14 protein-coding genes are annotated in these 13,776 nt (G+C 37.6%); 3 read left to right on the forward strand and 11 right to left on the reverse strand.

Translation table 11 applies throughout. From position 1 onward, the window contains the following. Positions 1-20: 20 nt before the first annotated feature. The 9 genes from AC3CH7_RS01870 to AC3CH7_RS01910 all read right to left on the reverse strand — a co-directional run bounded on the left by AC3CH7_RS01870 (position 21) and on the right by AC3CH7_RS01910 (position 8,725). Positions 21-1,925 (reverse strand): endonuclease MutS2, encoded by a 1,905-nt coding sequence (locus AC3CH7_RS01870; RefSeq protein ID WP_036167905.1) that lies wholly within the window; start codon positions 1,923-1,925, stop codon positions 21-23. A gap of 454 nt (positions 1,926-2,379) precedes the next feature. After that, positions 2,380-3,291: an EamA family transporter RarD gene (gene rarD / locus AC3CH7_RS01875; RefSeq protein WP_036161285.1), complete on the reverse strand. Its 912-nt coding sequence runs from the start codon at positions 3,289-3,291 to the stop codon at positions 2,380-2,382. Between the two features lie 128 nt (positions 3,292-3,419). Further along, positions 3,420-3,965 carry a hypothetical protein gene (locus AC3CH7_RS01880; RefSeq protein ID WP_012293903.1) on the reverse strand — a complete coding sequence of 182 codons (546 nt, stop codon included), beginning with the start codon at positions 3,963-3,965 and terminating at the stop codon, positions 3,420-3,422. Between the two features lie 188 nt (positions 3,966-4,153). After that, entirely contained in the window at positions 4,154-5,323 is a 1,170-nt protein-coding gene (locus AC3CH7_RS01885; protein ID WP_036161284.1) for a toxic anion resistance protein, read from the reverse strand. 220 nt (positions 5,324-5,543) lie between these two features. Next, positions 5,544-6,788, reverse strand: a complete 1,245-nt coding sequence (locus AC3CH7_RS01890; protein WP_031419581.1) for an ABC transporter permease — start codon at positions 6,786-6,788, stop codon at positions 5,544-5,546. Continuing rightward, positions 6,772-7,677 (reverse strand): ABC transporter ATP-binding protein, encoded by a 906-nt coding sequence (locus tag AC3CH7_RS01895; RefSeq protein ID WP_036161280.1) that lies wholly within the window; start codon positions 7,675-7,677, stop codon positions 6,772-6,774. Before AC3CH7_RS01895 ends, AC3CH7_RS01890 begins: the two co-directional genes overlap by 17 nt. A gap of 13 nt (positions 7,678-7,690) precedes the next feature. After that, positions 7,691-8,221 carry a DUF2812 domain-containing protein gene (locus AC3CH7_RS01900; protein WP_099805968.1) on the reverse strand — a complete coding sequence of 177 codons (531 nt, stop codon included), beginning with the start codon at positions 8,219-8,221 and terminating at the stop codon, positions 7,691-7,693. 65 nt (positions 8,222-8,286) lie between these two features. Next, entirely contained in the window at positions 8,287-8,409 is a 123-nt protein-coding gene (locus AC3CH7_RS01905) for a hypothetical protein (protein ID WP_012293897.1), read from the reverse strand. Between the two features lies 1 nt (position 8,410). After that, a complete protein-coding gene (locus AC3CH7_RS01910; RefSeq protein WP_031419577.1) occupies positions 8,411-8,725 on the reverse strand; it encodes a PadR family transcriptional regulator in 315 nt (104 codons plus the stop codon). Between the two features lie 166 nt (positions 8,726-8,891). On the opposite strand from AC3CH7_RS01910, the gene AC3CH7_RS01915 reads away from it, so the two are divergent. Together AC3CH7_RS01915 and AC3CH7_RS01920 are read left to right on the forward strand one after the other, a co-directional pair. After that, positions 8,892-9,491, forward strand: coding sequence for a TetR/AcrR family transcriptional regulator (locus AC3CH7_RS01915; protein ID WP_012293895.1), 600 nt, complete (start codon positions 8,892-8,894; stop codon positions 9,489-9,491). A 58-nt stretch (positions 9,492-9,549) separates the two neighbouring features. Then, positions 9,550-10,731, forward strand: coding sequence for a YhgE/Pip domain-containing protein (locus AC3CH7_RS01920; protein ID WP_099805969.1), 1,182 nt, complete (start codon positions 9,550-9,552; stop codon positions 10,729-10,731). A gap of 132 nt (positions 10,732-10,863) precedes the next feature. Here the strand turns inward: AC3CH7_RS01920 and AC3CH7_RS01925 are convergent, their stop codons facing one another. Continuing rightward, positions 10,864-11,445 (reverse strand): TetR/AcrR family transcriptional regulator, encoded by a 582-nt coding sequence (locus AC3CH7_RS01925; protein WP_012293893.1) that lies wholly within the window; start codon positions 11,443-11,445, stop codon positions 10,864-10,866. 154 nt (positions 11,446-11,599) lie between these two features. Between AC3CH7_RS01925 and AC3CH7_RS01930 the strand changes: the two genes are divergently transcribed. Then, positions 11,600-12,358, forward strand: coding sequence for an SDR family oxidoreductase (locus tag AC3CH7_RS01930; protein WP_031419571.1), 759 nt, complete (start codon positions 11,600-11,602; stop codon positions 12,356-12,358). Between the two features lie 52 nt (positions 12,359-12,410). Here the strand turns inward: AC3CH7_RS01930 and brnQ are convergent, their stop codons facing one another. Beyond that, complete coding sequence (gene brnQ / locus AC3CH7_RS01935) at positions 12,411-13,751, reverse strand: branched-chain amino acid transport system II carrier protein (protein ID WP_488381536.1); 1,341 nt, start codon at positions 13,749-13,751, stop codon at positions 12,411-12,413. Between the last annotated feature and the right edge of the window lie 25 nt (positions 13,752-13,776).

The raw sequence follows: 13,776 nt of genomic DNA on the forward strand, positions 1-13,776 counted from the left end.
CTTCGTGCAATCCCTTGTTCTTACTGCTGATGATCTTCTTTTATTTGCTTATGAATTTTGCGCAATGCTTTTTTGGAACCACGCTCTATATCATGCTGAAGCTTACGTTCTTGATAGTCGACAAATAAAGTCTCAAGATCATATCCTTCAGGGTATAGTTCGGTTGCCGGTAGCTCTAATGCAAGTCGTTTCACATGAACTTCTAGCATCTCACCCTTATAGTACACAGTGACATTATAGAACTGATTCATTTCTTGATAAACAAGCCCGACATCATCATGATCCAATAATTTCACTCGGTCCCCCTTGGCAAATTCAATGATGGCTGCCCTGCCAGCTTTCTCTACTTTCGGCTTTCGAATTTTACTATCCTGCACACGAGTCAGCTGATAATCCTTATGATTCATATAATCTTGCGCTCGTTGTAAAACCTCTGCACGGACATTCATTTTTTTAGAAATCCAAAGTGCATTACTCTCTCCAGACGTGCCAATCATTAACTGATACAAAGGCTCTAATGTTTCACTATTAAATCGCATAGCCGCATTCATAAAGTCTGGGTGCATCTCTGAAAATCGTTTAATTTCTCCGTAATGTGTTGTCGCTACTGTGATACAGCCCATTTGATAGAACTCTTCTAAAATCGCAATAGCCAGTGCTGCACCCTCATTCGGCTCAGTACCACTGCCGATCTCATCCAATATTAATAGTGTATGATTGTTGGATGCTCTCATAATGTCGGAGAGATTTTTCATATGGGATGAAAACGTACTTAACGCATTTTCCATACTTTGATTGTCACCTATATCAACAAAGATATGATCGAATATAGCCAATTCAGTACCCTCATCTGCCACAATATGAAAGCCTGACATTGTCGCCAATGTTAATAAGCCAATTGTTTTCAACACGACCGTCTTGCCACCAGCATTTGGTCCAGTAATAATTAAGCTCCTGTAATCTTTCCCTATCGTAAATTGAAGTGGTACAGCGTTTCCTGGTAATAAAGGATGTCTGCCATTGATTACTTGAATGTAGCCATAATCATTTAAGCGTGGCTCCATGCCACCAATTTGTTTACTAAATTTTGCTTTAGCAAAGACCATATCATATTGGCTAATCAACTCCATATTTATATGGAGGGCGTGAAGATGATCCATTAAAAGCCCTGATAAAGATGCTAATATCTGATACTCCTCCACCGCTTCTTCAGCCTTTAAAGTAGCTAATTCTCCATTTAATTTAGCCACAATACTTGGCTCCATAAAAACGGTTGCCCCTTTTGAGGAGATTTCCACTATCGTCCCCTGTACATGATTTTTATAGGAAGCCTTAATTGGAATCGTATAGCGATCATCCTTTTGACTAATAAAGAACTCCTGTATATACGTTTTGTTGGCACTGTTGTTGAGGAATTTTGTTAAGCGTTCTTTTATTTTTTCCTCTGTCGTTTCGATATGATGACGAATCCGCTTTAATTCTCGACTAGCAGCTGAATCGACACGATTAGCTTTTATAGCAAAGTTTATTTCTTCCTCCACATTTTTAAATTCGGCCATTGAATTCGCGTAAGATGAAAGAACTGGCGCAAAAAATTCTTTATCTAACATGAATTTTTTAATGTTACGACAGCCTCTTAAAAAGTCCGACATGCTGATGAGCTCACTGGGGTCCAAGATCATCCCTTTTGCCAGTTTGGTCATGATATGCTCAATATTGGATACACCTAAAAATGGTACATGACCCTCCGCATCTACGATTACACGGGCCTCAGTTGTTTCATTCAAGCGAGTTTTTACAATTGCTAAGTTTGAGCTGGGCATTAATTTATCTAATAACTGTTTCCCCAACCCACTTACACAATAGGATTTAACGATATCTTTTAATTCTTGGTATTGTAACTTCTCAAGAGTAGTAAAATTCATTTATTTATGCTCCTCATTCTGATTTTTATCATTCATGAAGATACCTACCCAATATTAGATAGCAATGAAGTGTTAAACAAAATAAAAAAAGCTGTGAGGAATCCCCACAGCTCTATCTTCAAAAGGCGAGTGTTCATAGCACTACAAATAAAACCTCATTTTCTGAAGTTTCATCCATATATGCACCGCTTGATAAAGTATTGTAGGTATCTACATAGGTTTTGAAATAAATCCATGACCAAATAAGGGGTCTGTTCATGACATATATCCCCTGTCGCCATATCATTTATTTCATTTATTTTTTACCTAGTTAGAACCTACCGCACTCACAAAAAGCACCTCTCATTTTATATCATTGTTATCTAATTATTGACATCATCTTACTATATGCTGACTAAATTGTAAAGGTGCGGCTCAATATTGTGCAAATAAGAAAAAAGACTTGTAGAAAATTCTACAAGTCTACTGATTTATGATGGGCTTTTCTCGTTTCTATAATCTTGGAACCTGAGAATAGTAATAATGCTGCCCAAATGATGCTAAATGCTAAAAGCTCTGTCTGACTAAATGGCTCTTTGTACAGTACAATACCCAAAATCAAAACAATGGTTGGTGAAACGTATTGGATAAAGCCCAATAAATATAATGGAATATTTTGTGCACCTTTTGCAAATAGGATGAGTGGTACAGCTGTTACTAAACCACTGAAAATCATCAAAATATCTGTTTTTACGTCAACATGTAAAAACGAAGCTTGATGGGTTGAAAATAGATAAACATAATAGCCTAAGGCAAATGGTAGGATCAATAATGTTTCAATAGCTAATCCTCTTGTAGCATCCAGTGTAATTTTCTTCTTCAATACGCCGTATATAGCAAAAGATAGCGCAATTAACAGTGCTACCCATGGCACAGAGCCATAATTAATCGTTAAAATAATAACGGCCAGAAAGGCAATTCCTGTCGCTACCCATTGTGCGCGACTTAGCGATTCTTTAAAGAAAATCACTCCAAAAATAACAGACAAGAGCGGATTTATATAATAGCCTAAGCTTGTTTCAATTAAATGGTTATGGGTAACTGCCCAAATATACAAGTACCAGTTCATTGAAATGACGAAGGAAGCACCCGCAAGCTGCCAGAAATGCTTTTGATGTGACCATAAATATTTTAAGTCCGCTATAAGGTCTTTACGCATTCGAAATACGATGACAGCCAGTACAGTAAAGACAAACGACCAAATCACTCGGGATAATAAAATCTCCATACTTGGTACATGTTCAAGTAGTTTCCAATAGAGAGGAAAGGCACCCCAAAAGGCATAGGCAAAAAATGCCGCCAAAACCCCTTTTTTCTCATTTGACATTGCCACTAACGCTCCTACTCTTAGTGAAATCAATAGCGACCTCACATAATGTTAAACTAGTTAAAGAATAGACTCATTATAGGGCTTTGAGTGGCAACTGTAAATGCCAAATTTCTTAACTACTTCTATCACCGTCCATCCTTCTGCTCTGATTCTAGCTCGGAGATATATTTGCGCACTGTACTATAGCTAATATCTGGATTGATTTGGCGTTTGATGCGTATATGAATTTCCTTTATGCCAACCCCCTGCTCTCGCATATTTTTTATCATTGACTTAAGTGGTCCTGTTAGTGACTCCCTCGACAAAGACGTATATTTACTTAATTCAATTAGTAGCTCCGTATTTTGTTGTCGTAGCACCTGCATTTCCTCTACCACGCAATTATATTCCGTTACTTTTTTTTGAAGGACTATGTTTTGCTGCTTTGATTTTTGCAAGTCCTCTGTAAGTGCTGCATTTTGTTTTTTTAATATTTTGCATTCTTGTTCTATTCCATTTTGCTTTTTATCTAAATCGGTATGTCTAGCACTGTACACTTTTTCTTTTTGCAATAACTCTAAATAACGGCTTTGTGGAATAAGCATTAAAGTTTCAGCTGCGCTAAGAGCAAGCGTTCCATCTTCAAAAGGCTCATACGACAATGTAGAGGAACTTATTTTATTGGTCATCATTTCACTCCTCCACGAATTATTTCATGTAATCGTAAAGCTTTGTATAACATCTGTTCGCTTCCTTTTTTATTTGATAATCATTCTCATTTAATTTTATCATAATCAGTATTTTACTTTTTGTCAAAGAACATATAACACATACAAATAAAAAAGCTTCTTGCAACGTTTTCTACAAGAAGCTTCCATTATTACATTTTTTTCAATTTTTCATATTCTAATTGCAAACGTTCAATACGTTTACGACCCTCTTCACGACTTCTGGCTGTTTCAGCTTGAATTTGCTTTGTTTCTTGAATACCAGTCATAATCGTTTGCCATGTTGTTTCAATTGTTTCAATTTTTATGCTTGGGCTGCCTGCAGCACGTGCAATATTCACGCTGTTTTTACTAATGTTTTCAGCATTACGCACGAGCATTTCATTCGTACGACGATCTAGCTCACTCATAGAATCGGAAATAAGCTTTTGACGCTTTAAAGTAACTGCATGAATTAAACCTTGTTTGAAAATAGGGATTGTCGTCACAAAGGCTGAGTTAATTTTCGCAATTAAATGGTTATTACCTTGTTGCATTAAACGTATTTGAGGTGCGGATTGGAATGATACTTGCTGCGCCATTTCTAAATCATAGCGACGTTGCTCTAATAATTCCACTGCACGTAGCATTGTTTCATATTCCATTGCTGCTAATTGATCGCCAGTTTGAGCCTTTTGCTCAAGGGCTGGTAATGTTGAACGAACATCTTCTATCTTTACTTCAATTGCAGCAACAAATTTACTTAAAGATTGGAAGTAATTTAAATTTTGATCATATAGATTTTCAAGATCAATTGTATTACGCTTCATTTCACCTTCATATTTTTGAATTTCACGGTAAATCACATCTACTTCCTTATTCATGCTGTCATATTTAGATAGGAATCTTTCCAATTGCTCTTTTCCTTTATTAAAGAGCTTGGAGATGAAGCCACCCTTTTTCTCCTCTGAAAAATCTTGAGGATCAAATTTATCCATAATTTTATTCAAATTATTTAATAGGACACTCGATTCTTCTAGTTTGCTGGACTTCATAGTAGCCAGCATTTTATCTGAAAAAGTAGAAATGCCACTTGCTGTTTCCTTACCAAGCTCTAGCATGGCGATTTGATCTTTAACATCAATGCGTTGAGCAAGTGCATGAACCTCTGGATCTTTCTTTAGCATAAGCTGGTTTTGCGCAATTTGTGATAGCTCTTGCTCAGAAACAAGTACCGGCTTTTGTTCAGGCTCTTGTTGCATAAGTGGATTAGGCTGTAATAAAGGATTTTCAGAAGCGAATGGGTCCTTGGATTTTAAAAGATCATTGTTGAATTCAGACATACGTTTTACCCCCTGCAATTTATCTCTACAATTTACTTACGATTACCTTGGAAAAAGGTTTCATTACGATAGAAAGACAAAACCAATTTCATGCTCTTTTTTAAATTATAGCTTCTTTCTAAACAAAATTCGACTGATTACGCAAATTCCTTTACATTGTTTTCTATCATTGGTATGGAACGACCAAAAGCAGCTACATCATCGTGTAGCTGCTTAACACTTAAGTTGTTACCTTTAATACTGTTTTTATTTTTTGAATGACACCGCCTGAGCTATATGTCAGTACACTGCGTTTATAGAACGATAAACTAAATAGGTACACGACTATAATCGTTGCGATTAAAATACCTAGAGATAGCAATGGCACTATACCCCCGATATCAGTAGCACCTATCCTCATTGGCATAATCATTCCTGATGTTAACGGGATATAAGAGAATATTTTAATGATGATTGTATCTGGATTACCCATCCCTGTTAGCATGACATAGAAGCCGATTATCGTAATAATCATGGCCGGCATTAATACTTGACCTGCTTCTTCAACTTTCGATACTAATGAGCCGAATAATGCGCCAATGATAAGATATAGGATAACCGTTAGCAATAAGAATACAATGGCATAGATAACGTAACCAACTGACAGCTCTTTGACAATGTCAGCCGCCATATCCCAAACTATTCCGCCTTTTACGAGTTTAGCATAGATGAGGAATACTGCTGCAAGAATACCCATCTGTGTTAAAGCGAGTAATAATACACCTGCAATTTTTGCTTTAAAATGAGTAGTTGGCTTGACACTTACTAAAAGCATTTCCATTGCTCGCGAGCCTTTTTCAGAGGCAATTTCAGTCGTAATCATAGATAGGAATGTAGAAATAAAGAAATAAATTAAAATCCCAACTGCATAGGAAACAACTAAGCCTGATTGCTTTTCTTCTTCACTTTTCCCACCCGTTGATTCCTCATTTAAGTTTTTAGTGGAAATCGTCGTTTGTGCGGCCATAATTTGTGCTGCCTGTTCAGGTGATAGTGATAATTGCTGAACCGCATAGTGCTGACCAGCATATTGCAATAAGGATGACAATGTCGATTGATCGTTTAATTTCAATGGTGTAAACGTAGCAATTTCTGCTTGTAGCTGACCGCCTTGATCCTTAATTGTCACAATGGCATCTAGCTTGCCATCCTTTACCTTTTTTTCAAGTGCTGGTATATCCTTTTCATCTTGGATAAAAGCCATGTCCCCATTGGAAACAAAGATACCACTTAAATCAGCGGACGTATCATTGATAATGGCAATTTGCTGTGCTTCATCATCACCTGTAAAAAGCTCTTTAATTTCAGACCAGAAAACAGCTACAGACATTACAAGTACATATAAACATGTCATTAAAATAAAGGATTTTGATTTTATTTTTGATTTATATAATTGTTTCATTAATAAATTAAACTTCGACAACATTGCCACCTACCTTATCTTTAAAGATTTCATCTAATGATAAATAATCCAAGCTGAATTTTTCGATATACTTCCCATTGGAAAGCTGCTCAAAAATACTTTGGGCATAGCTTTCATCCACTAATGTAAGAACGGTTTGTTCCTTCTCTACACGTACTTCCTTGACGCCTTCTAACGCCAATAGCTGTGTGGTTGACCAATCTGTTCTTACGGCCAGTTTTGTTTTGCCATATTGCTTCTTTAAATCTAGTAGACTACCAGAGAATAACGAAACACCTCTTTTTAATAGGCATAAGTGATCACAAAGTTCCTCAACATTATCCATTTGGTGACTAGAGAACAAAATGGTTGTACCCTGTTCCTTTAAAAGGAGAATGGCATCCTTTAATAAGTCTTTATTAACCGGGTCCAATCCACTAAACGGTTCATCTAAAATTAAAAATTCAGGTTTATGGATAAAGCTGGCAATAAGCTGTACTTTTTGCTGGTTTCCCTTTGATAGCGTTTCAGCCTTATCTTTACGTTTTTCCTCCAGCTCAAAACGTTGAATCCAAAAATCAATTTCCTTTTTCAGCTCCGCCTTTTTCATCCCACGTAACTCACCAAAAAAGTATAACTGCTCCTCGACTTTCATCGTTGGGAAAATACCTCTTTCCTCTGGTAAATATCCTAGGACATCTCGGTTAATCGCATTAACTGGCTGACCATTCCATGTAATTGTACCTGCTGTTGTCTCCTGTAAATCTAAGATCATACGGAAAGTGGTTGTTTTCCCCGCACCATTTTGGCCAATTAGACCAAAGATTTCACCTTTTTCAATTGTAAAATCCAATCCATCTACAGCCGTAAAATCCTTATACTTCTTCGTGACATGCTGTAACTGTAAAGTCATGTTGTCATCCTCCTTACCCTTCGAATATATGTAAATTTTCCTTCAATCTTTTTTTACGGTTTGCATTTTTTAAAATAGAGATACACACCATTATGGATACGATAAAATTTAAACACCCTACACTGGTGTTGACTACTTTTAAAGATGGCCCCCACGTTCCTAACGAAAGATTATAAAGACCAGCCACTATATTGACTAGCAACAGTACGATAAAAATACGATTCATCGATTTTATATAGCTAATTTTAGAGGTAGTATCTGAGAATAATTCAAATGGCCCCTCTGCCTTTGGTTTTCGGTAATATGCCCAACCACCGAATTTGTACACACATTCTATATTCATCATCTCTAGAAACTCAAAATAATCCTTCGATTTCCTATTCACAAATTCATTTCGATAAATATATTGTTGTGGTGTTCCTTTTTCAAAAACAAAAAAACCTACAATTGCTTTTTTAAGATTCCACCCCCGATCTGCCATTTCATTGACCCACCGTTCTTCCTTTTCATAATCTACAAAAAAACGGTAAATTCTTTTTTCCATCCTCTCACCCCTTATAGGAAGTTCTTTCACTATTTTCTGATTTCCCAGAAAATAATGGACGTCCACTAATCTGAAAATATATTTAGCTCTTTCTTCAATCGATTGCGTACACGTATAAGCCTATATAATGGGAATGAGAATAATAGGACAAATGCATATGGATTAATCATTAATCGATATGTATGCATATTATTCAGCTCCTCTCGTTATACGGATACCATTGTCAAAAAGTTCCCTTAATCTTAAAATTTCGTATTCAACTACCTTTTCTCCAGTTTCTGTTATTACATATTCTTTCTTTCGACCGTCATCGTCGAGCGCCTCAATCCAGCCTCGTTCTAGCAAAGTTTTAATGGCCCCATAAATGGTACCAGCGCCTAAGCGTACTCGCCCACTGCTCATTTCCTCTACTAATTGCATAATGCCATAACCATGTCTAGGCTCATATAAAGCTAATAAAATATAATATACGCCTTCAGTTAACGGCGGATGCTCCTGTGTCATACAATCCCCCTTTATATCGTCCACCAATATATCGTCAGCCGATACAAATAAAATATATCAGTCGTCGATATAGTTGTCAATATTCTTGTTGACGATTATTTCATTGAAATGGATTATTATGTTGCAGAGAAGCATGCACTGTGTTAGCATGTAAGTGATTACTTGCATGAAAGGAAGTTTATGTTTGACAACAAAGGGAACCGCAGAACGAATCATCGAAGCTGCTCTACAATTGATTAGCGAAAAGGGCTATACTGCCGCAACAACGAAAACGATTGCTGAATTAGCAGGCGTCAATGAAGTTACACTTTTCCGCCATTTTGGCAATAAGCGTGGCCTCTTGAAAGCCATAGTTGAACAATTTTCGTATTATCCTCTTTTACAACAGGAGATCCATCAAAATGTTACGTGGGAATTAGAAAAGGATTTATTAAACTTTTCTTTAAAGCATTTTGAATTCTTAATGTCGATTAAAGATTTGGTAATGATTGGCTTTAAGGAGTCCATTCAGTTTCCTGAAATCAGTGAGGAAATTGCAAATATCCCTCTTTTGATCAAAAAGGAACTCTGCCAGTACTTTCAAGAAATGCAACAGCGAGGGAAGATAAGAGAGGTTGATTTTGAAGCTGCCGCATTATCGCTTATTGCGCTTAACTTTGGCCATTTTATGTCACGTGCACGTCTTGGTACTATGGTGTCTGACATACCAACCGAAGAACTATTACAGACAAGTGTTGCTATTTTTTCTAGGGGACTCGTTTCCTAGAAAAAATTTTTCCTTCCAATGCAAGTAAGTACTTACTTTATAAAGGGGTAGTTTAACAATGAAAGGTTTACAAACTTTATTGAGCGTTCGTGAAACATATATTGGCATTGTTGCTGCGATTGCCTTCCAATTAATTTTCTTTACAATTTGGATGACAGCCTATGACGGTGTCAATGAGCGAGCTGATGAATTATCGATAGGCTTCGTTGTGGAAGATACGGGGATGGGACAACAAATTGTAAAGGATATGGAGGACAACATTCCATTTACGGTAAAAAAATATTCCTCGTTGAAGCAAGCAGAGCATGCCCTAAATGAACGCCAAATTAATATGATTATGCAAATTCCCGCAAATTTTACGAATCAACTTCAGACTGGAGAAAAAGCAGAAATCATCTATTCGATTAATCAGGCCAATGCTAGTATGGCCAAAAACATGATGGATAGTGTCGCTAAGCAATTAACAGAAGAAATGAACCGAATGCTCTACCCATTACAACAAAATCAGGCAATCGAGGTTTTTTCCCAACAATTTGCACAGCTTCCTTTTGAGCAAAATACCTCCCAGCAAATAAACGCATCTGTCCATACAACCATGATGTCAATTAAAGATCACGCCGTCGATGCTACTATTCTTAAAACGAATGATGTGAAGGGGTTTGCAGCAAACTTTATCCCACTTATGGTCATTATATCCTCCTTTGTAGGGGCAATGGTGATGATTATGCAACATCAGCAAGCCGCACAAAAGGTACAAAGTATTCTCTCAAAATGGCAATTGTTCTTTGCACGACAGCTGCTCAATGTTGGAGTAGCTCTTACTTTACCATTCCTTACAATCGGTTTAATGCATCTATTTACTATTTCGAGCAATGAAAGCTTTCTATCCATCTATCTCTTCCAATCTGTGATGTTCCTAGCTTTCCTTTGCCTAGCCCAGGTTTTCGTCATTCTTTTTGGAAATATCGGCATGGTCTTCAATATTTGTGCCCTATCCCTCCAACTAGTAACCTCTGGAGTGCTCGTTCCAAAAACCATGCTATCTGAAGGTTACAAGCAAATAGCTGCTATGCTACCCGCTTCTTACGGTGCCGATGGCTATTACACTATTATTTTCGGAGGAAGTGCCGATAATTTGCTACAAAATAGTAGCTCCTTAGGTATCATCATACTTGTCACTCTGACAATCGCTACAGTGACCGTAGCAATAAAACCCGCACTTGCTAAGAGTTCTAGTTAGTTGTATTTTATAGCCCCTAGGCTCTGTTCCTTCGGTGATGGACAGAGTGGGGGCTATCCCTTTTGAGCATTTTATCCACCTCTTTTCATGCTCGATCCATCACTTTCTGCGTTTTATTCACCTCTTTCTGCTCTACCCACCATTTCGAACATTTTTCAGTATGGCAGCTAGCTGCTGATTTAAGACGGTCACGCTGTCGCTAAAGTCGCCACGGTACCATTGGATAATGAGTCCGATAATCGCGTTTGCTTGGTAGGCGCTATAATAATCAATTGAAATCGATGCTGTCATTTGATGTTCGTGATGCAGGGTGATATCTCTCTTTAGCAATGAGTAAATTCCATCAAACAGCATGTAATAATACGTTAATGGAACGTTTTTGGAAAACACAATTCGATAAAACATTTTAAAGCGTTCAATATGGTGAAAAATACGAATTGTGTCTGGATCTAGTTGGTGTGTATCCAATGTTGTCACGGCACGGTAAGGTTCTTCGTAGGACTGGTATAAATCCTCCATAATCTCTTGAAAGTATTCTTCAAAGAGTCCTTCTTTTTGCTCGTAATGCAAATAGAATGTCCCCCTATTCACCTTGGCCTCTCTACATATTTCCGCAATAGAAATCTGCTCCAATGGCTTTTGACTAAGCAGTGTCAATAAAGCTGAGTGTAAGGCTTGCTTTGTTTTAATAACTCGTAAATCTGTTGTAGACATTTTTTCAGCTCCTAAGTAAACAGTTTTTCCAAAAGTGTTGATTACTCAACACATCCAGATATTTTGCATATTGAAATCGCTTTCATATTTATTATATGATTTTAATGAACAGATGTTCAATATCTATAAAAAATAGTATGAGGAGGTCTTTGAGATGAGATTAGAAGGTAAAGTAGCCATAGTCACAGGTGCAGCTTCAGGTATGGGGAAAGCTATAGCAGAGGGTTATGCAAAAGAGGGTGCTAAGGTTGTCGTTTCAGATTTAAATATAGAAGGTGCCCAAGCTGTGGTGGAAGGCATTCAAGCGGCTGGGGGTACAGCTTTTGCCATTCAAACAAATGTCGCATCAACAGAAGACTTACAACGTTTATTTGATGAAACAAAAAGGTACTTTGGTCAATTAGATATTTTAGTCAATAACGCCGGTATCATGGATGGTATGGAGCCAGTCGGGGAAATTTCTGATGAACGTTGGGATAAAGTATTTGCGGTTAATACAACAGCCGTGATGCGCTCCATGCGTATGGCAACAGACATTTTCCTCGCCCAAGGACATGGTGTCTTTGTCAATAATATTTCCGCTGGTGGCTTATATGGTGCACGAGCAGGAGCTGCTTACACTGCGTCTAAACATGCCGTTGTTGGATTAACTAAAAATACAGCCTTTATGTATGCGGATAAAAATATTCGCTGTAATGGTATTGCACCAGGGGCAGTTATGACGAATATCGCCTCTTCCATGACAAATATGAGTCAAACAGGTGCAGCACGCCAATCACTTGGTTTATCGATTAATCCTCGTGCTGGTCAACCTGAGGAAATTGCCCAATTAGCTATTTTCCTTGGCTCTGATGAAGCAAGCTTTGTGAACGGGCAAGTTATTGCGGTAGATGGTGGCTGGACAGCTTACTAATATAGTAAAACAGCACGCACAGCTATCATTTTCTGTGCGTGCTTCTTTATTATTATAGTACTTTTTTAGAAGGAATTAGAGCTCCAAGTATTGCTCCAATGATTGCTGGCAATATCCACCCTAACCCAATATCATAAAATGGTAAGATTGATGAATAAGCCTTCTCTACAGCATCCAATACACGTAATTGTGCTTCAGGTATACTTGCCACTAAAGCTTTATAGCCGTCAATTACGCTAATGAAAAATGTGAAAATCATTGCGATGGCATACACCGCTTGCTTATTGTGAAAGTACGATGAGCTAAGAGCCAGTAAAATTAAAACAATCGCAAGTGGATATAGGAACATCAGCACTGGGATGGCGAATTGTATAATATTGTTTAATCCGAAGTTGGCAATGACAAAGGATACGAGACACAATAAAAAGACAAACCATTTATAGCTTACTTTCGGAAACACTTCATGGAAGAATTCACTACATGAAGTGATTAAGCCGATACTTGTCTTTAAACAAGCGAGCACAATGATAACGGCTAATAAAATAGCACCGAACGAACCGAAATAATGATCTGCCACTGCGGAAAAAATTAATCCCCCATTCTCAAAGGTACCTACCGCAGAAATACTGGAAGCGCCCATATACGTAATCAGGCCATAAATAAGCATCATTAGGGCCATTGCAAATATACCTGACGTCCATGTCGCCTTCGCTATTTCCTTTCGATCGGAAATGCCTGCACTTTTAATTGCATTAATGACCACAATCCCGAAAGCAAGGGAAGCTAAAGCATCCATCGTATTATAGCCCTCTTTAAAGCCTGTCATAAAGGCAGCATCTATATAATCGCCCATTGGTTGTTGGAAATCCCCCATTGGCTTTACGATACTCGTAATAATTAAAATGAATAATACAATTAAAAAGGCTGGTGTTAAATATTTACCAATGTAATCCATAATTTTCGCTGGATTTAACGAAAAATAATAAACGATGGCGAAAAAAATGAAGCTAAACACGGCCAGCAATAATGTAACATGCTGTGCTTGAATATAAGGCTCAAAGCCCACTACAAATGGTACGGTCGCAGTACGTGGAATGGCAAAAAACGGGCCAATTGTTAAGTAAAGGGCTAGTGAAAAGACAATACCGAAGATGGGGTGAACACGGCTCGCTAGATCGCGCAAACCGTTACTACCTGATAAGCCAATCGCTAAAATTCCTAAAAATGGTAGACCGATAGCCGTGACTAAAAATCCGATTAACCCAAGCCAAAAATTGGTCCCTGCTAGTTGACCTAATTGGATTGGAAAGATAAGGTTCCCTGCTCCAAAATACAGACCGAATAACATAGTGCCGATGACTGCATAGGTTGAGAAAGGTATTTTTTGTTGCATAATTGATGTGCTCCTTAGAAGTTTT

The sequence above is a fragment of the Lysinibacillus sp. F12 genome (assembly GCF_057773605.1).